This is a genomic window from Neisseria sp. P0016.S008, assembly GCF_051957775.1.
Classification (GTDB): Bacteria; Pseudomonadota; Gammaproteobacteria; order Burkholderiales; family Neisseriaceae; genus Neisseria; species Neisseria flavescens_B.
The window spans coordinates 43,831-61,098 of the sequence record NZ_JBQCWB010000003.1 but is presented as its reverse complement, the minus strand read 5'-3'; the positions used below and the strand labels follow the sequence as shown (position 1 = coordinate 61,098).

Sequence of the window (17,268 nt, the reverse complement as noted above, 5' to 3'; positions counted from 1 at the left end):
TTGTTTGTATGTTCTACCACCGTATTGCCGTAAACGTGCCGCTTTCAGACGGCCTTTTGACTTATTCCTATTCCGAGCCACTTCCTCCGGGAACGCGGGTGCTTGTGCCTTTTCGCAATAAAACCGTTGTCGGGATTGTGTGGGAAACGGATATTGCGCCCGATATGGATACGGAGCGGATTTTGAGCGTTCAGATGGCCTTTGTGGAAGAAAAGCCGTTGCCTCAAAGCTGGCGTGATTTGTTGGCGTTTACGTCGCGTTATTACCACTATCCGACCGGGCAGGCAGTATTTGCCGCATTGCCGCAGGGTTTGAAGGAAACGCGCGCAGTGGAAATGCCGCAGCCGCCGTTGTTTTACGCGCTGAACGAAGCGGGCAGGGCGCAAACGCCGCCGCCGGCTCGGTTTAACAAAAAAGCGGCTTTGTGGGACGCGTTGCTGTCGGGCGGAATGACGATGGCGGTGTTGAAGCAGGTGAATGCGCAGGCGGCGAAGTTAATCGAAGATTGGGCGGAACAGGGTTGGATTGAAACGACGGAAGCGGCGAAGCCCGTTTTAAGGTCGTGCAATGGGCAGGCTTCGCACTCTGAATTTGTATTAAATACCGAACAGCAGAAGGCTTCCGATGAAATTCAGACGGCCTTTGGTAAATTTCAGCCGTTTTTGCTGTACGGCATTACCGGCAGTGGCAAGACCGAAGTGTATTTCGATGCGATGGCGAAAGTGTTGGCGCAGGGGCGGCAGGTGTTGTTTCTGTTGCCCGAAATCAACCTCACGCCGCAGCTTTTGAAGCGGGTGGAAAACCGTTTCGCCGACGTGCCGACCGTCGTGTTGCACAGCCAGATGGCGGCAGGCAAGCGCACGCAGGATTATCTGCGCGCCATGTTAGGGCAGGCGAAGCTGGTCATCGGCACTCGGCTGGCGGTGTTCACGCCGATGGATGATGTCGGGCTGATTGTGGTCGATGAGGAACACGACGGCTCGTTCAAACAAGACAACGAATTGCGCTACCACGCCCGCGATTTGGCGGTGTGGCGGGCGAAGCAGAGCGGTTGCCCCATCGTATTGGGTAGCGCTACGCCCAGCTTGGAGAGTTGGCATAAGGCGCAAAGCGGCGCGTATCGCCTGCTGCAACTGACCGAGCGCGCCCATGCTTCAGCGCAACTGCCGCAAGTAGAAATTCTCAACGTAGGCCGTCTGAAACTCGACAACGGCTTCTCGCCGCAAGCCTTGCAGCTTTTGAAACAGAATTTTGAAGCAGGCGGTATGTCGTTGGTGTACCTCAACCGGCGCGGCTTCGCGCCCGCATTATTTTGCGGCGACTGCGGCCATACCTTCGGCTGCCCGAACTGCTCCGCCAAAATGGTATTGCATCAACGCGCCCGCCAACTGCGCTGCCACCACTGCGACCACCGCGAACCCATACCGTTCAAATGCCCCGATTGCGGCAACCAAGACCTGACCGCTGTCGGCCACGGCACACAGCGCGTCGAAGAAACCCTGCGCGCCTTCCTGCCCAAGGCCGCCGTCGTCCGCGTCGACAGAGACAGTACGGCACACAAAAACGACTGGACGGATTTGTACCGTCGCATCGCCGACAATGAAATCGACATTCTGGTCGGCACGCAGATGCTCGCCAAAGGCCATGATTTCGCGCGGCTCAACCTTGTTATCGTATTGAACGCCGACGGTAGTTTGTACAGCGCGGATTTTCGCGCGCCGGAAAGGCTGTTCGCCGAACTGATGCAGGTGTCCGGTAGGGCGGGGCGCGCCGACAAACCCGGCAAGGTGTTGATACAGACCCAACTGCCCGAGCATCCCATCTTCGCTGCCGTCAAAGCGCAGGACTACGCCGTGTTTGCCGAAAACGAATTGAACGAGCGGCAAATGTTCGCCATGCCGCCTTTCGGTTTTCAAACCGCCATCCGTGCCGATGCGCCGCGTGTTGCCGATGCGATGGAATTTCTCAATGCCGCCAAAGAAACCCTTGCCCCGCTTTTGCCCGAAAGCGTCTCCCAGTTTGGCGCTGCTCCGATGCTGATGGTGCGCCTCGCCGAACGCGAACGTGCGCAAATATTCCTCGAATCGACATCCCGACAGGATTTGCACCGCGCCGTGAGTTTGTGGGTGCAGGTGTTGCAGCAAAATCGCGACGGTAAAATCAGATGGTCGGTGGACGTTGATGTGCAAGAGGCTTGATTGAAATGATTCAATCAATAAGGAAATAAAAGGCCGTCTGAAAATCTGTTTTCAGACGGCCTTAAGTTTTTGAATCAGTTTAGAAGAATTTTGCAGCGATATAGCCGAGTGCAAGCAGGCTCAAAACGGCGAATACGATAGCCATTGTAAGCAGAAACTGTGTTTTCTTCCTCGCTGCAAGTGCAGCCAGTTCAGGATTTTGGCCTAATTCTTCGCGTAGTTGAGATTCCAATTCGGCACGGATTTTTTTGCGCAGCTTTTTCTCTTCCTGCTCACGTTCGTATTTGAGCTTGTGGGCAATTTCGGTTTGTTTTTTATGCTCGAAAGAGATTTTTTCCTGCCATTCAATGCGCTTGCGCTGGATAGCCAGCTCATTTTTCTCTGTCAAATCAAAGTGGCAGGTTTTACATTCCTGTGCGTCTAATTCATCAATAATCGTCATGCAGACGGGGCATTGGATAGGGTCGGGAGTGTTGACTGCCAATACGGGTTCTTCTTCAACCGCTTCCAATTCCATAGCTTGACGGACGATAACGTCCAAACCCAAATAGCTGAAGTAATGCTGCGCATTTTCGCGCTCGTCTTGGGTGCATTTCTCGGCCACAATGGCTTGCGGACGCTCAGCCAAGGCTTGAATCAGGCTCTCGACTTCGTTTTCAGGCAGGTTGTCATACAGGCAGGCATGGATGCGCTCCCTATCCGTGTTCGGCGGATAGGAAACGTATACGTCGAAAAATTTTTCTTGTTTGCTCATTGATATCCCATGAGTATTTCGACTGCGTCAACCAAATGGGTTTAGCCTAAGGTTTTGTTATTGTGTTTGAGCTGTTTTGGCTTATGATACGAGCCATAACAGAGGCTGCAGTCTCAGGCAGACCAAATACGGTTTGCCTTTGTGTCGTTAATCGGCTGGACAATAATTTTTTATTTATATGGCAATATGCATGTCCAATGTTATGTCTATTGTAGAGTAAATATTCACGCCCGATATTATTATTATAAGGTAAATCTGATATTGTTTAAAATAAATTCACACAAAAGGCCGTCTGAAGATACAGACGGCCTGTTTTTTATGGCAAAAACGGATTGTTTATACGGAGAAGGATGAGCCACAACCGCAAGTTGTCTCTGCATTCGGATTGCGGATGACGAATTGAGAACCTTGCAGGCTTTCGGTGTAGTCGATTTCCGCACCAACCAGATATTGGTAGCTCATCGGGTCAACCAAGAACGTCAGGCCGTTTTTCTGGATTTCAAAATCGTCGTCGTTTTTGATTTCATCAAAGGTAAAACCATATTGGAAGCCGGAGCAACCGCCGCCGTTGACGAATACGCGCAATTTCAAATCGGGATTGTTCTCTTCGGCAATCAGGTCGGCAACTTTGGTGCAGCAGCTGTCAGTAAAGATAATAGGGCTTTCGTCTGACATGATGTGATTCCTTTTATATGAATATTTTTACTATTGTCGCGCAAACCGTTAGTCAAGGCAAGTTTGTGCAGACAGGGTCTGCCAGCTTACATGGAGGGCATGGCAGAAATTTCAAGCACCAGTATGTCAGATTTAGATGCTTCTGCCAAACCATTCTACACGGCCGATGATGGCAACGTCGTCGGTCGGGTTTTTCAAGTCGATTTCAAAAGTAGGGTAGGCCTCGTTGGCAGAAATGACGTTGACGATGCCGCCGGGTATCAGTTGCAGGCGTTTGACCAAAAGGTTTTCGTTGAGGCGTAAAACATAGAGGCCGTCGCGCGGTGTGGTTTGGCCGTGGTTGATGAGGATGGTGTCGCCATCATTCAGTACGCCTTCCATCGAGTCGCCTTTGACTGAGATAACGGAAAGGTTTTTGATGTCTCGCGTTACATAATTTTCAATCCAATAGCGTCGGAACGCCATGGCAAATATGGGTTGCTCATCGCCGACGAGCTGGCCGTGTCCGGCCGCGGCCTGGATGTCGTAACGCGGTACGAAGACAAATTCGTCTATGTCGACAGGGTTGCCCAGTGTGTCAGTTGCCGTGGCTTTTGGGGCTTCGGAATCGGGGAAGGGAGAACCTTCGCCTGTCAAAAGCCAGTCTATGCTGCAGCCTTTAAGTTGTTTGATTTTTTTTAGCGTTTCCGATTTCGGCAGGCCGCCTTCGTTCCAGATACGGCTGAATCCGGCGATGGTCATATCGATGTCGGCGGCAATTTTGGCTTGGCGGGCTTCATCTTTCCATAAGAAAGCCAGGCGGTCTTTAAAGGTATCCATGTTTATGCCTTTATGGAGGTATGTTTTTTATATGGTTTGGACGATTTGAGTGTATTTTACCTTAGTTTTTATAAAATTGTAAGAAAAAAATTACTTCATCTAAGAAAAAGTATTGCGTATTCTATTTTTTCTTAGTACTATTCGTTTTGTCTTATATAAATCGATATTTCTAATTTTCTATTCGATTTTTCTTAGTTTAATTTTATTTGGTTTAGTTTTTCTGATTTAAACCTGCTATATGATTATGATGAGAGGTGTGAAATGACTCGTTCGCGTAAAAATATTTTTTGGGTGCTGCTGGCGTTGGTACTGGGTTTTTTTGCTCTGCCTTTCGGATCTTCGGAGGCGCATGAGGCGGACGGTAATCTGACGGCTTCGGAATGCGAACGCTTGGGCAGCTTGAGTCTGGATCAGATGGATGGCAGGCTGCTGGCTTTTGCCAAAGAATGCGATATGGTGGAGGCTACCCATGATTGGGAGCAACAGTACGGCAACTTGAATGAAGAAGAAATGCTTGCCGGCGTGGTGTATGAGTGATGTTTGTGAATGAATCGATAAAGGCCGTCTGAACGATCAAAGTTTCAGACGGCCTTGTGTTTTCAATAAGATGATATTAAGGCATCAATGGTGCATTAGTCAGGCCGGTGGTTTCGGGCAGGCCGGACATAATGTTCATATTCTGCACGGCTTGACCGGCTGCGCCTTTAACCAAGTTGTCGATGACGGAAAGAACAATCCACACATCGTCTTGATTGGGCGCTCTTTGAACGCTGATACGGCAAAGGTTGGCGCCGCGCACGCTGCGGGTTTCAGGTGTCGAACCTGAAGGCAAAATATCGACAAAAGGACTGTTGCGGTAATATTCGCGCAGCAAGGCTTCAGGATCGGTATGTTCTTGCAGGTGCAGATACAGGGTGGCATGCATGCCGCGTATCATCGGAACAAGGTGTGGCACGAAAATTAGGCCGTCTGAAACATGGTCTTGCAGTCCGGACAAAGTTTGTCGGATTTCTGGCAAATGGCGGTGGCCGCCGACGCCGTAGGCTTTGAAGTTGTCGCCAGCTTCGCACAATAGGGCGTGGGTGCTGGCTTTTCGGCCTGCACCGGAAACACCGGATTTACAGTCGGCAATTAAAGGCGCGTTGGCCTTCAGACGGCCAGCCTGAAGCAGTGGCAATAAGGGCAGGGAAACGCAGGTAGGGTAGCAGCCCGGATTGGCCACCAACATGGCTTTGGCGATGTCGTCTTTGTAAAGTTCGCACAAGCCGTACACCGCTTGGGAAACGAGTTGCGGCGCGGCATGGGTCATTTTGTACCATTTTTCCCATGTGGGGATGTCGCGGATGCGGAAGTCGGCAGACAGGTCAATCACGCGTACGCCTTTTTCGACAAGGGCCGGTGCTTCTTTCATGGCCACGCCGTTGGGCGTGGCGAAGAATACGAGGTCGCAACGGTCAAGCCCGGCATCTTCAGGCGTTTGGAATGCAAGGTCGTAAATGCCTCGAAGGCTGGGAAAGTAGTTGGCAACCGCAATACCGGCTTCGCTTCGGCTGGTGACGGCAGTGACTTCTGCGTTGGGGTGGCTGCTGAGAAGGCGTAACAATTCAACGCCTGTGTAACCGGTTGCACCGACGATACCAATTTTAATTTTTGTGGTCATGGTGTGGCTCCTTTGTAGGGTAACAATGCGTTTGATTATATAGTAATTAATTGCCGTCGGTCAGCGGTGCTTGTGCCAAGCTTTGCAATAGAGGGTTAAACAGGCCGTCTGAAATATGGGATTAACGATATTGAAGAGAGGATTTCAGACGGCCTGAAAGTTTGGGAAAACGCGGTTTGCGGTTTTATTTGACTATCGATTTGAGATTGGTGTTTTTTATTTATAGTCAATCTTTTATAAAGATTATAGGCCTCGTGTTTTTAAAACCTTTTATATTCCGTCTTTATCCTATTCATACAAACACAAAATAAAAACGCAAAAAAACGCCCCCGGGTTGGAGAACCGGAGGCAAGTATCCAAGGAGTAGCTCTCATCAATAAGAACTAGTTACTTAGTACTATATCCCTTGTTAGGATTGAAAGCAAGCGTTTTGCACATTTTAACATTTAAATAATTTTTTCATTCAAATTCAGAGAGCTATCAAACAGGGCTTGAATCTTGGATTGGTGGCTAATACCGATGACCAAAGTATCGGGCAAATGTTGCTTGAGGGTCTGCATCAACATCAAGGCGGATTCGTCATCGAGCTGGTTGGTGGCTTCATCTAGGAACAGGATCTGCGGTTTGTGCAGCAGTGCGCGGGCGAGGCTGAGGCGTTGCTGCTCTCCGCCGGAAAGGATGCCGTGCCATTCGTATGAAGTGTCCAAATCGTTCATCAACGTGTGCAACCTACCCGTGGGGCTGCTTAAGCCGACTTGTTCCAAGACGGTTTGAATCAAATGGTCGTCTTGGCAGGCCGTATAGGGATAGCTGACAGTTTGACGCAATGTGTCCGCAGGTAGGTAAGGGCGTTGCGGGAAGAACAGGCGGCTACCTTCGAGGGCGAAGTTGCCTTGGTAATACGGCCACAAGCCTGCGAGGGCGCGCAGCAGGGTGGATTTACCGATGCCGCTTCTGCCTTCGAGTAATACCCATTCGGGAGCGTGGGCTTCGAGGTTGATGTCGGTAAGCAGGGGGCTGCCGATTTGGGTGTGGATGGTGAGGTTTTGCAGAGCGAGGATGCCGCTGTGGCGGTGGTTGTTTAAAGTTGGGGCAGATGCGGACGTTGAGCGGGCGGTGCTTCTGCCTTCCTGTTCTACTTGTTCCAAGGCCGTCTGAAAATCGGAAAGCCGTTCGACGACTGCCGCCCATTCAATCAGGCGGCGGTATGCGTCAGTAAACCAGCCGAAACTGTCTTGGACGCGGGCAAACGATGTGCGGGTCTGCATCATGTCGCCGAAGGTCATGGTTTTGGCGAGGTACATGGGCAGGGTGGCGAGGATAGGGATGAAGATACTGATGCGGACATAGGTCGCCCAGAAAGTTTCTTGGCGGAATTCGCAGTTGGTCAGCCGTCGCCAGTTGTCGCGGATGCGGAGGTAGCGTTGTTTCAGACGGCCTGTTTCGGCTTCGCCGCCGTTGTAGAAGGCGATTTGTTCGGCATGGTCGCGTACGCGTAAAAGAGCTGCGCGGTAGTCGGCTTCTCGGTGTTGGCGGTCGATGTTGAGGTTTTTGAGTTTGCGGCCGACAAGATGGGCGATGATGGTGCTGAAGATGGAATAAATCAGTGCAACCCAAACAAGATAGCCGTAAACGGTAATGCTGTATCCGCCGATATTGAAAGTCTGTACGCCGGACAGCGTCCACAGTACGGCAACAAACGCGCTGAATTTGGCAATATTATTGATGAAGGAGCGAAAGAGGCTGATGCTTTTGTCGGCAAGGAGGTAGATGTCTTCGGCGATACGTTGGTCGGGGTTGTCCGGTTCGCCGGTCAGGCGCAGGCGGTAGTGTTTGTGGCCTTCGAGCCAGTTTTTTTGAAATTGCTCGGTCAGATGGGTACGCCAACGGAAGATGAGACGTTTTTGCAGCCAGTCGCCGCAAACGATGCAGCCGATAATCATCGCCATGTAGCCGAGGTATTCGACAATGAGCGAAGGCATGGACGCGCCGTCAAACGCAGCCAGCGCGTCGTAGAAGCGTTTGTCCCATGCGGCAATCCAAACGCTGATGGTGATGGAGAATAGGGTAAACCCTATCAAAACGGCGAGCATCAGCCATTGGAGGCGACCGTGTGCCCCTGACCAAAAAGGGCGGGCAAGGTAAAAGAATTTTTTGAGCGTATTCATGATGAATGCTTGTAAATGTGCGTGATAGGCCGTCTGAAAACAGAATTTTGCTTTCAGACGGCCTTGTTTATAAGAAATGATTGGTTTTTATATGCTTTTGAAGAGTGGAGGGCAATCCACTCCCGGTTTGCCGCTATTTACATTTTCCACTTCAGGCTAAACACGGCATTGCGCGGTTCGCCGTAGAAGTTGCCGCTGTTGGCGGCACGGCTGTATTGGTTTTCGTAGTAGCGTTTGTCGGTCAGGTTGTTGACTGCCAGCCCCAGTTGCAGGTTTTTGCTCGGGCGGTATTGGACGTTGGTGTTCCAAATGGTGTAGCCGCCTTGCTTGATGGAACCGTAGGAATTGGCGGTTTTGCTGCTGCTCTTTACCCCCAACCCGACCGTCCATTTGCCGTCATCAATCGGCAGGATATAGCTGGTGTAGAGGCGGAACATATGTTTCGGCGTATGGCTGCTGAAGTTGTAGCCTTTTCGGCGAGATTCAACATTGCCGGTAACGCTGTTGCGGTTGGTGCTGCGGTTGAAGGTGTAGCCTGCGTAAACTTGCCAATGGTCGGTCAGGCTGCCGGAGATTTCGGCGTCCAAGCCGCGGCTGCTTTGGTTGAGCGGTTCCCAGTAGGCGTGTGGTTTGGCATTGACGCGTTGGTTGTTGTTGTCTTTGTCGGTGCGGTAGAGGGCGACGGAAGTATTCAGACGGCCCTCGTTCCATTCGCCTTTCCAGCCGAGTTCGTAGTTGCGTCCCATAATCGGAGGCAGCAGGTTGTCGTTGTAGTCGCGGTTCATCGTTTGTTTGAAGATGGACGTGTAGGCGGCGTAAACGCTTTGCTTAGGCGTGATGTCGTAAGTGATACCGGCATAGGGGATGAAGCGGTTGCGTTTGAGCGAGTCTGATGAACCTGCTACTCCGTCTTTGAGGTTGCGATCCCAATAGAAGTCGCGTTTCCAGCTGGTATAGCGTCCGCCTGCGATGATGTGCAGTTTGTCGGTAGGATTGATGCGCGCGCCCAAACCAAAGGCATGGGTAGTATAACGGCCGTCACCGCCACGGGCTTTGGCTGTGGCAGAACCCCAATCGGGTTTGGCTTTCTCGCTGCCGTTAAAGGCATCTGCGTCATAGGTACTGCTGTCATCAAACCAGCGGTTGCTTGAGTTCACGTTCTCTTTGGAGTAGCTGTGCATGAAGAAGAGGTCGTGATTTTGGCCGAAAGCGAAGATGCGGCCGGTCAGGTTGTTTTGGAAAGTGAACTGGCGGTTGCCAGCATCGTAACGGTCGAAGCTGTATGTGGTCCCCAGGCCGTCTGTGCCGATGCCGTTACCTGTGCCACCCAGCGTGTAATATTCTTTTGAACTGGTGTTCTTACGCCAGTCCAACTTGCTGCTCAGTTTCCAGTTGTCGTTGAAATAATGTTCAAACTCGGTAAAAAGATTGTATTTTTTCAGGCGGGCTTCGTTCCAATCCGCACCCAGATAGCGGCTGCGTTTCCACTCTTTGCCGTCTGCACGCATAGGCAGGCCGTCCGGATCGGGTGTTTCGTTTTGGTTGAGATAGCTTGCGCCCCAGGTAAGTTTGCTGTTGTCGCCGATGTCTTTGTCCATCACGCCATACAGAAGGATGTCGCGGCCGCCGGATTGGTCTTTGAAGGTTTTGTTGCTGCCAACCGAACCGACAAAGCGTCCGCGCAGGCCGTGTTCTTGGCTTAAAGTGCCGGATGCATCAAAGACGCTGTTTACTTTGCCCCATGAGTTTGCCATCAAATCGGCGGAAAGCTGGCGTTTTGCAGTTGGCTTTTTGCGGACAGCGTTTACCGTGCCGCCGGGTTCGTTGTTTGCCTGTGTCAAACCTGCCGCACCGCGCACCACTTCAATGTGGTCGTACATGGCCATATCAGTTGCACTGGTCGGGTCGCCGGCCGGGCCGCCTAAGCCGAATCCTCCGGGCGAACCGAGTTGCGTTGCAATGCCGTCTTCTTCAAACTGTTCGATAAAATAGCCGCGCGACATGAAATGCGTGCGTCCGCCGCTTTTGAAAACATTGATACCCGTAGCGTTTTGCAATGCACCTTCTAAGTCGGTAATGCCTTGGTCTTCAATTTGTTTTTTAGTAATAACGCTGATAGATTGGGGAATTTCCCGCGGAGAGAGCACCAGCCCTGTGGTTGAGCGCAAGGCGGATACTGTGTAGCTGTTTTGGCTTTCAGTGCGCAGGCTTTTGTTTTTACCTACTACGGTAACTTGTTCCACTTCAGCCTGTTGTACCTCTTCGGCAGCTTGTGCGGCTTGGGGCAATGCGGCAAGGCAGAGGGCAAGTGTGCTTAGTTTGAATAGTTTCTTAGAATGATGCATTTGATGAGGTCCTTGATAAAGAAAGGGCTGTTTGTTTTTAAATATTGGCGGCAATATCTGTTTAAATTGAGCCGTTATTTTTTATAAGCCGTTTTGTTTTAAAAATTAAATATAAATCCCCGAATCATTTTATTTGATTCAATTTTGATATTGCCAAACCATCGGGCCAAAAAAAGGTTGCCATCGGAAAGGGAGCCGTTGGCAACGAATGAAGGTTGTAATGCAATGAAAGCTAGATATAAGGGGTAGTGCCAAACTAGCCATAAAGAACTATATCGAAACTGTAAGAAAAAGCAACAACAAGTTATCTGTTGCTTGCAAAGTTTTTTAAACAGCTTGTCCTAAATCAAATTTTTGAGTCATGACTTGTTTAGTTGATGCAGGGATTGGTATTGGTAGCTCTAGTTGAATTGTTTACAGGCCGTCTGAAAATTGCCGGGGTTGTTCGGCTATAATGCTGTTTTTGTTTTTTAAGGCCTTTGCAAAATACGGTTTTGTTGTTTTAAGCTGAATGTGGTTTGTAAAGGTTTTGGGGTATGAGGAGAATGAGATGAAGAAAGTTTTGGTGTTGCAGCATGGGGATTTGGGCGCGTGCGACTGGTCGGCGTTTGGCGGTTTGGTGTCTGCGCCATCAGGGAAGTCGGTGTTGCGTGTGCCGGTTGATGATGATTTTGAATTGACGGACGAGATGCGTGCGGCGTTGATTGCGCAGCAGATAGATGGTGCGGTGTTGCCGGATGTGGCTTTTGCTGATTTGGGACTGATTGTCAGCGATATGGATTCGACGCTGATTACGATTGAGTGTGTGGATGAGATTGCGGCCGGTGTTGGGTTGAAAGATGAGGTGGCTGCGATTACGGAGCAGTCGATGCGCGGCGAGCTGGACTTTGAGCAGTCTTTGCGTAAGCGTGTGGCTTTGCTGGCCGGTTTGGACGAGCGCGTGTTGGAAGAGGTGTACGAGAAAGTGCTACAGCTGTCGCCGGGCGCGGAATTTTTGTTGGAAGAGTGCAAACGGAATGATGTGAAGTTTATGCTGGTGTCGGGTGGATTTACGTTCTTTACGGAACGCCTGCAACGGCGTTTGGGCTTGGATTTCCATTTTGCGAATGTGTTGGAAGTGGAAAACGGCAAGCTGACAGGCCGTCTGAAAGGACGGATTATCGATGCGCAGGCTAAGACGGATTTGTTGCGTGAATACCGTGAGCGACTGGGTTTGGCTCCGTGGCAGGTGGTGGCGATGGGTGATGGTGCGAACGATATTCCGATGATATTGGAAGCCGGATTCGGCATTGCTTATCGGGCGAAACCGAAAACTGAAGCGAATGCGGATACATGTGTGCGCTTTGGTGGTTTGGAGCGAGTACGCGGTTGGTTTGCGTAAACTGTTTGAGGGTGTTTGTTAGTCAGGCCGTCTGAACAATCGGGAAACCGGTTTTCAGACGGCCTGATGTTTTATAAGGCGATAAAACGGTAGCCTTCGGCATCGACTTCGAGAATGGAGGCGTAATTGTCGCGCCAGTCGCCGAGTACAATGCGAGTGTAATCGGCGTTGCGGTGGATGTTTTCGCGGTGGGTATGGCCGTGGATGAGCAGGGGCGTGTGGAAGCGTTGGACGGTATCGTGGGTAAAGGTTGGATTGACGTCCATGATGTCGGCGGTTTTGTGTTGCTTGTCCTGTTTGCTCTGCTTACGGATTTTGGTGGCGATGTTCAGCCGGAGTGTGAGCGGCAGGAGCAGGAACAGGCGTTGCAGCCATTTTTGATGGACGGTACGGCGGAATTTTTGATAAGAATGGTCGTCGGTGCAGAGGGTGTCGCCGTGACAGAGTAGGGTGGGTGTGCCGAACAGGTCGATAACGGCGTACTCGGGCAGTAAGGTCATGCCGGTATCGCGGGCGAAGGTTTTGCCGATGAGGAAGTCGCGGTTGCCATGGATAAAATAGCAGGCGACGCCACGCTCGGTTAGGCTGCGGATGGTTTGTTTGATGGTTTGAACCAAAGGGCTGTTTTCGTCATCGCCGATCCAAAAATCGAAAAGGTCGCCAAGAATGTATACGGCTTGGGCATGAACGGCTTTTTCTTGGATAAATTTTTGGAAGAGTGCGGTCAGTTGAGGATGGGATTCGCTCAGGTGCAAATCGGCGATGAAGTAAATCGGCATGATGATGTGGGGCGTGTGGGAAGGGTTTTATTATAACTTGGGTTGTCGCGTTTGGATTTGGGCTTGGTGTTTTTCGTTTGTAATGCAGTGATTTTATTGTTTTGATTTGGTGTGATAAAGGCCGTCTGAAACATCTTTTCAGACGGCCTTTCTGGTTTATTGGGCTTTGCCCTGATAGGTGATTTGTTTCAGCGTCTCTTCTTTGTACAAGTCGCTGATGGGGACGGTATAGAAGAATTCGTTGCTGCGGACAAAGCGATTGACCAAGTCTTTGTCGAGATGGAGGACGTGGTGCCGCAGTTTGTTTAAGCCTTTGAATATCATGGTGCTCCAACGCATATAGCCGTCTGAATTGGGGCGGATGTCGTTCATGGCATCAAGGGCGAGAAGTTTGCGGTTTTGTTCTTCTTTATCCAAAGGATGGGAATAGATGCTTTGGAAGTAAAACGGTTGCTCGGAGGGCGGCGGCAGGCTGAGGGAAGAACCTAATTTGCCGATAGGGAAGTCGTCGCTCAGATAATGTATGGTGTGCAAAAACAGATTGCCGCGGCGGTAATCGATTTTACGCAGGGCTTCGATGGCGGCCAGCGTAGTATGTTGGTGGTCGGGATGCGCATCAATATTGGGAGACGGCGACACGATAATATCCGGCTGAAACGTTTCTATCAGATAGCCAAGGTTGTCCACCAAGCTGTTCCAAGTCGAGCCGGGTTTGAGGTGTCTCGCCAATGGGGAGGTGTTGGCACGGCGGAAAATATCGACATCGACCGTATCGATTTTGGTCGATTTAATCTCTTTTTCCGGATTTTGGCGCATGGCGGTCAAAGTGCTGTCGAAGTAGCCCAGTTGTAGGATGTTTTCAGACGGCACGCCAGCCAAAAGGGGAACGGTCAGGCTGTTCCAAACGCGCATCCGGCCTTTTTGCAGATATTGTGCCTGAGTGTCGCATTCGCATGTGCCGTAAAGGTTGCCATAGTGGAAGCTGCCGCCTTCGCTGGCAGTTAAGGTGCAGATCATTGAATTGGCGGCGTGTTTTTCATACAAACCGTATGCGCTGAGTTCAGCATCGTCAGCATGAGGCGCGAGGACAAGGATTTTTTTGCCGTCTAGGTTTTCACGCGGATAAACAGAGAGTTCGATTTCTTGGTCGGGCAAGGTTAGGTATTTGCCTTCCAGGCGGATGGTTTTGTCGCTGTCGGAGAAAGTATCGCTCAGATTGATATAGCGCACGCCTTTTGCACCGTACTCGAAATATTGCTTCCATTTGCCCTTAGATGAAATGGTTTCCACAAAAGGTAATACCAGCAATCCTGCCCAAATGGATTTGATACGGATTTTGGCAATAACGGTATCTTGCCCGCTGATAGTGGCGGGTAAAGTCAGGCTGCTACCCTTGAGGGTAGCATGCGCGGTAGAGGGAAGGGAGGGATAGTTATAGTCTTGGTGTGTGTTGTAGGCAAACTGTTTTTTATGAATAATTGAAGTAATAATAAGCAATGTAACAAAAAAAGCCAGTATCAGCCCCGTTAGTATTAGAAACATTGTTTGGTTCCTTTATTGTTGTAACAGTCATGATAGTGCTTGTGGAGCTTATTTGTTTGTTTTTCTTACAAACGGTTGTTTTTCATACTCTAACGTCATTAAAGTGAACATTTAAAATAAAACAGTTTGCGGGTTGATTATATATAAACGATCAAAATGTAGAAAGGCCGTCTGAAAAGTTTGAAAGAAATTTCAAAAATTTCAGACGGCCTTGATATTTTAAAGGTTAAGCCGATAAATTACGCTTCTTTTGTTTCAACTGCTTTCTGACGCAGACGCAGGCTCAACTCGCGAAGTTGTTTGTCGTCGACCACATTAGGCGCATTGGTCAGCAGACATTGTGCACGTTGTGTTTTCGGGAAGGCAATCACGTCGCGGATAGATTCTGCACCGGTCATCAGGGTAACCAGACGGTCGAGGCCGAATGCAAGGCCGCCGTGAGGAGGTGCACCGAATTTCAGGTTGTCCAAGAGGAAGCCGAATTTCTCTTGTTGCTCTTCAGGGCTGATTTTCAGCGCGGCAAATACTTTCTCTTGTACGTCTGCGCGGTGGATACGGATAGAGCCGCCGCCGATTTCCCAGCCGTTCAATACCATGTCGTAGGCGCGGGCCAAACAGTTTGCAGGGTCGGAAACCATCAGGTCTTCATGACCTTCTTTAGGCGCGGTAAACGGATGGTGTACGGCAACGTAGCGGTCAGCTTCTTCGTCGTATTCAAACATTGGGAAGTCGACAACCCACAAAGGTTTCCATTCGTCCACGAAGTAGCCGTTTTCTGCGCCGTGTTCCAAGCCGACTTTAATGCGCAATGCGCCGATGGCTTCGTTCACGACTTTGGTTTTGTCCGCACCGAAGAAGATGATGTCGCCGTTTTGCGCGCCGGTACGCTCGATGATTTCTTTCAGAGCGTTTTCAGACAGGAATTTCACGATTGGAGATTGTAGGCCGCTGTCTTCGCCGTTGGAGAGGTTGCTCACATCATTTACTTTGATGTATGCCAGACCTTTCGCACCGTAGATGCCGACAAATTTGGTGTATTCGTCAATTTCTTTGCGGCTGAATTTTGCGCCGTTCGGTACGCGCAGAGCGACCACGCGGCCGCCTTTCATGTCGGCTGCGCCACGGAAGACTTTGAATTCTTCCGTTTTCATCAAGTCGGTCAACTCGGTAAATTTCAAGTTGATGCGCATATCCGGTTTGTCAGAGCCGTAGTAGAACATGGCTTCAGAGTAAGGCATGCGTGGGAAGTCGCCCAAATCTACATTCAAGGCATCTTTGAAGACTTGTTTGGCCATTCCTTCGGTGATGTCCATGATTTCATCCTCGTTTAAGAACGAGGTTTCCAAGTCGATTTGAGTGAATTCAGGTTGACGGTCGGCACGTAAGTCTTCGTCACGGAAACATTTGGTAATTTGGTAGTAACGGTCGAAACCGGCCACCATCAGCAGTTGTTTGAACAATTGTGGAGATTGCGGCAGCGCGAAAAACTCACCCGGATGAACGCGGCTTGGTACGAGGTAGTCACGCGCGCCTTCCGGAGTGGAGCGGGTCAGCATCGGCGTTTCAATGTCGATGAAGCCTTGCGCGTCCAAGTAGCGACGAACGCCCATAGCGACTTGGTAGCGCAGACGCAGGTTGCGTTGCATAGTAGGACGGCGCAAGTCGATAACGCGGTTGGTCAGGCGAACGTTTTCGCTGATGTTTTCATCGTCAATTTGGAACGGAGGCGTAGCGGCAGCGTTCAAGACTTCGATTTCTTTGGCAAGGATTTCGATTTTGCCGGAAATCATTTTGTCGTTGGTTGTACCTTCTGGACGGTTGCGTACGCGGCCGGTAATGCTCAAGACGTATTCGTTGCGGGAAGAGTCGGCAGCGGCAAATGCTTCCGGAGTGTCAGGGTCGATAACGACTTGAACGATGCCTTCGCGGTCGCGCAGGTCGATAAAAATCACACCGCCGTGGTCACGTCGGCGGTGTACCCAGCCTTTGACGGTAACGGTTTGGTCTAAGTATTGCTCGCTGATAAGGCCGCAATAGTTGGTACGCATAAAATCACCTTTTTATATTGTTCAATTTGAAAAAGAAGGAAAGGCCGTCTGAAAAAAGAAGACCTTAATTGTTATGTTCGGTATCACCGTCTTTAGACAGTTTTTGGGTGGGTAGGGCTTTAACCGGTAAGTCGTCCGGCATCACCATGCCCAGCGAAATTACATATTTCAATGCCTGATCCACACTCATGTCCAGCTCGCGAACGTCGCTTTTTTTAACCATGATGTAATAGCCGCCGGTCGGGTTGGGCGTGGTTGGGACGTAAACGGAAATATAGTCGTCATCTTGCGGCAGGCTGCCTTTGAGTTTGTCGGGGATATGGCCGGAAACAAAGGCTATCGTCCAAATGCCAGGTTGCGGAAAGGGAACCAGTACGGGGGTTTTGAACGAGCGGCTGCTGTCGGAGAGCAGGGATTCGGAAACTTTTTTAACGCTGGAATAGATGGATTTGACGACAGGAATGCGTCCCAAAAGGCTGTCCCATGCGCCGAGAATCCGTCTGCCTAAAACGTTGGCGGCAAATACGCCGGTAACGAACAAGACGACGGTGGCGGCAACAATGCCCAAACCGGGTATGTTAAATCCCCAGAAATGCTGGGGCTGCCAGCTTTCCGGCAATAGGCTGATCAGTCTGTCGGCGGCGGATATGATGTAGGTCATCGCCCAGATGGTTACGGCAATCGGCAACCAAACCAGTACGCCTGTAATCAGGTATTTCTTTAAAGCCTTGGCGATTTTTCCGCTTTCGGCTGCTGCTTCTGTCATCTTTGTTTCATTCCGGCAAGTTTTGCCCAAACTTTGCATTATACGCGTTTGGGCGCTAGGAAACGAGTATTTTAAACGAATGGCTTGTTTTGTTTTATTGTTTCAGATGGCTGCCTTGATTGCACAGGCCGTC

General features: G+C 50.4%; 13 protein-coding genes. 3 read left to right on the top strand and 10 right to left on the bottom strand.

All coding sequences use genetic code 11. The features are described from left to right. The first annotated feature begins 8 nt into the window (after nucleotides 1-8). Complete coding sequence (locus ACTHS8_RS04460; RefSeq protein WP_440373095.1) at nucleotides 9-2,198, top strand: primosomal protein N'; 2,190 nt, start codon at nucleotides 9-11, stop codon at nucleotides 2,196-2,198. A gap of 79 nt (nucleotides 2,199-2,277) precedes the next feature. Here ACTHS8_RS04460 and ACTHS8_RS04455 read toward each other — a convergent pair whose 3' ends face one another. From ACTHS8_RS04455 to ACTHS8_RS04445, 3 genes are all read right to left on the bottom strand, one after another. After that, nucleotides 2,278-2,952 (bottom strand): hypothetical protein, encoded by a 675-nt coding sequence (locus ACTHS8_RS04455; protein WP_004518836.1) that lies wholly within the window; start codon nucleotides 2,950-2,952, stop codon nucleotides 2,278-2,280. 336 nt (nucleotides 2,953-3,288) lie between these two features. Further along, nucleotides 3,289-3,627 carry an iron-sulfur cluster insertion protein ErpA gene (gene erpA / locus ACTHS8_RS04450; RefSeq protein ID WP_003680162.1) on the bottom strand — a complete coding sequence of 113 codons (339 nt, stop codon included), beginning with the start codon at nucleotides 3,625-3,627 and terminating at the stop codon, nucleotides 3,289-3,291. Between the two features lie 132 nt (nucleotides 3,628-3,759). Continuing rightward, nucleotides 3,760-4,446, bottom strand: coding sequence for a S24 family peptidase (locus ACTHS8_RS04445; protein WP_004518834.1), 687 nt, complete (start codon nucleotides 4,444-4,446; stop codon nucleotides 3,760-3,762). A 261-nt stretch (nucleotides 4,447-4,707) separates the two neighbouring features. Here ACTHS8_RS04445 and ACTHS8_RS04440 point away from each other — a divergent pair, with 261 nt between their 5' ends. After that, on the top strand, nucleotides 4,708-4,983 hold the full coding sequence (locus ACTHS8_RS04440) for a hypothetical protein (protein WP_003748371.1): 276 nt from the start codon (nucleotides 4,708-4,710) through the stop codon (nucleotides 4,981-4,983). Nucleotides 4,984-5,059: 76 nt separating this feature from the next. Here the strand turns inward: ACTHS8_RS04440 and argC are convergent, their stop codons facing one another. The 3 genes from argC to ACTHS8_RS04425 all read right to left on the bottom strand — a co-directional run bounded on the left by argC (nucleotide 5,060) and on the right by ACTHS8_RS04425 (nucleotide 10,619). Continuing rightward, nucleotides 5,060-6,106, bottom strand: coding sequence for an N-acetyl-gamma-glutamyl-phosphate reductase (gene argC / locus ACTHS8_RS04435; protein ID WP_254321491.1), 1,047 nt, complete (start codon nucleotides 6,104-6,106; stop codon nucleotides 5,060-5,062). 446 nt (nucleotides 6,107-6,552) lie between these two features. After that, a complete protein-coding gene (locus ACTHS8_RS04430) occupies nucleotides 6,553-8,274 on the bottom strand; it encodes an ABC transporter ATP-binding protein/permease (RefSeq protein ID WP_254321492.1) in 1,722 nt (573 codons plus the stop codon). 137 nt (nucleotides 8,275-8,411) lie between these two features. Further along, nucleotides 8,412-10,619: a TonB-dependent siderophore receptor gene (locus tag ACTHS8_RS04425; RefSeq protein WP_254321493.1), complete on the bottom strand. Its 2,208-nt coding sequence runs from the start codon at nucleotides 10,617-10,619 to the stop codon at nucleotides 8,412-8,414. Between the two features lie 550 nt (nucleotides 10,620-11,169). On the opposite strand from ACTHS8_RS04425, the gene serB reads away from it, so the two are divergent. Then, the gene (gene serB / locus ACTHS8_RS04420) at nucleotides 11,170-12,000 is read left to right on the top strand and encodes a phosphoserine phosphatase SerB (protein ID WP_440373094.1); all 831 of its coding nucleotides are present in this window, start codon (nucleotides 11,170-11,172) and stop codon (nucleotides 11,998-12,000) included. Between the two features lie 71 nt (nucleotides 12,001-12,071). Here serB and lpxH read toward each other — a convergent pair whose 3' ends face one another. From lpxH to ACTHS8_RS04400, 4 genes are all read right to left on the bottom strand, one after another. Beyond that, complete coding sequence (lpxH, locus tag ACTHS8_RS04415; RefSeq protein WP_440373235.1) at nucleotides 12,072-12,782, bottom strand: UDP-2,3-diacylglucosamine diphosphatase; 711 nt, start codon at nucleotides 12,780-12,782, stop codon at nucleotides 12,072-12,074. Nucleotides 12,783-12,935: 153 nt separating this feature from the next. Next, nucleotides 12,936-14,321, bottom strand: a complete 1,386-nt coding sequence (locus ACTHS8_RS04410; RefSeq protein ID WP_440373093.1) for a PIG-L deacetylase family protein — start codon at nucleotides 14,319-14,321, stop codon at nucleotides 12,936-12,938. Nucleotides 14,322-14,560: 239 nt separating this feature from the next. Then, nucleotides 14,561-16,369, bottom strand: a complete 1,809-nt coding sequence (gene aspS / locus ACTHS8_RS04405) for an aspartate--tRNA ligase (protein WP_440373092.1) — start codon at nucleotides 16,367-16,369, stop codon at nucleotides 14,561-14,563. 64 nt (nucleotides 16,370-16,433) lie between these two features. After that, entirely contained in the window at nucleotides 16,434-17,135 is a 702-nt protein-coding gene (locus ACTHS8_RS04400; protein ID WP_311458832.1) for a DUF502 domain-containing protein, read from the bottom strand. Nucleotides 17,136-17,268 lie beyond the last annotated feature (133 nt).

What these genes read in the sequence shown, in the direction of transcription:
- ACTHS8_RS04410 (WP_440373093.1), bottom strand. Translation starts at nt 14,321, where the DNA reads ATGTTTCTAATACTAACGGGGCTGATACTGGCTTTTTTTGTTACATTG.
- ACTHS8_RS04430 (WP_254321492.1), bottom strand. Translation starts at nt 8,274, where the DNA reads ATGAATACGCTCAAAAAATTCTTTTACCTTGCCCGCCCTTTTTGGTCA.
- erpA (WP_003680162.1), bottom strand. Translation starts at nt 3,627, where the DNA reads ATGTCAGACGAAAGCCCTATTATCTTTACTGACAGCTGCTGCACCAAA.
- ACTHS8_RS04425 (WP_254321493.1), bottom strand. Translation starts at nt 10,619, where the DNA reads ATGCATCATTCTAAGAAACTATTCAAACTAAGCACACTTGCCCTCTGC.
- serB (WP_440373094.1), top strand. Translation starts at nt 11,170, where the DNA reads ATGAAGAAAGTTTTGGTGTTGCAGCATGGGGATTTGGGCGCGTGCGAC.
- ACTHS8_RS04455 (WP_004518836.1), bottom strand. Translation starts at nt 2,952, where the DNA reads ATGAGCAAACAAGAAAAATTTTTCGACGTATACGTTTCCTATCCGCCG.
- argC (WP_254321491.1), bottom strand. Translation starts at nt 6,106, where the DNA reads ATGACCACAAAAATTAAAATTGGTATCGTCGGTGCAACCGGTTACACA.
- ACTHS8_RS04440 (WP_003748371.1), top strand. Translation starts at nt 4,708, where the DNA reads ATGACTCGTTCGCGTAAAAATATTTTTTGGGTGCTGCTGGCGTTGGTA.
- ACTHS8_RS04460 (WP_440373095.1), top strand. Translation starts at nt 9, where the DNA reads ATGTTCTACCACCGTATTGCCGTAAACGTGCCGCTTTCAGACGGCCTT.
- ACTHS8_RS04400 (WP_311458832.1), bottom strand. Translation starts at nt 17,135, where the DNA reads ATGACAGAAGCAGCAGCCGAAAGCGGAAAAATCGCCAAGGCTTTAAAG.
- ACTHS8_RS04445 (WP_004518834.1), bottom strand. Translation starts at nt 4,446, where the DNA reads ATGGATACCTTTAAAGACCGCCTGGCTTTCTTATGGAAAGATGAAGCC.
- aspS (WP_440373092.1), bottom strand. Translation starts at nt 16,369, where the DNA reads ATGCGTACCAACTATTGCGGCCTTATCAGCGAGCAATACTTAGACCAA.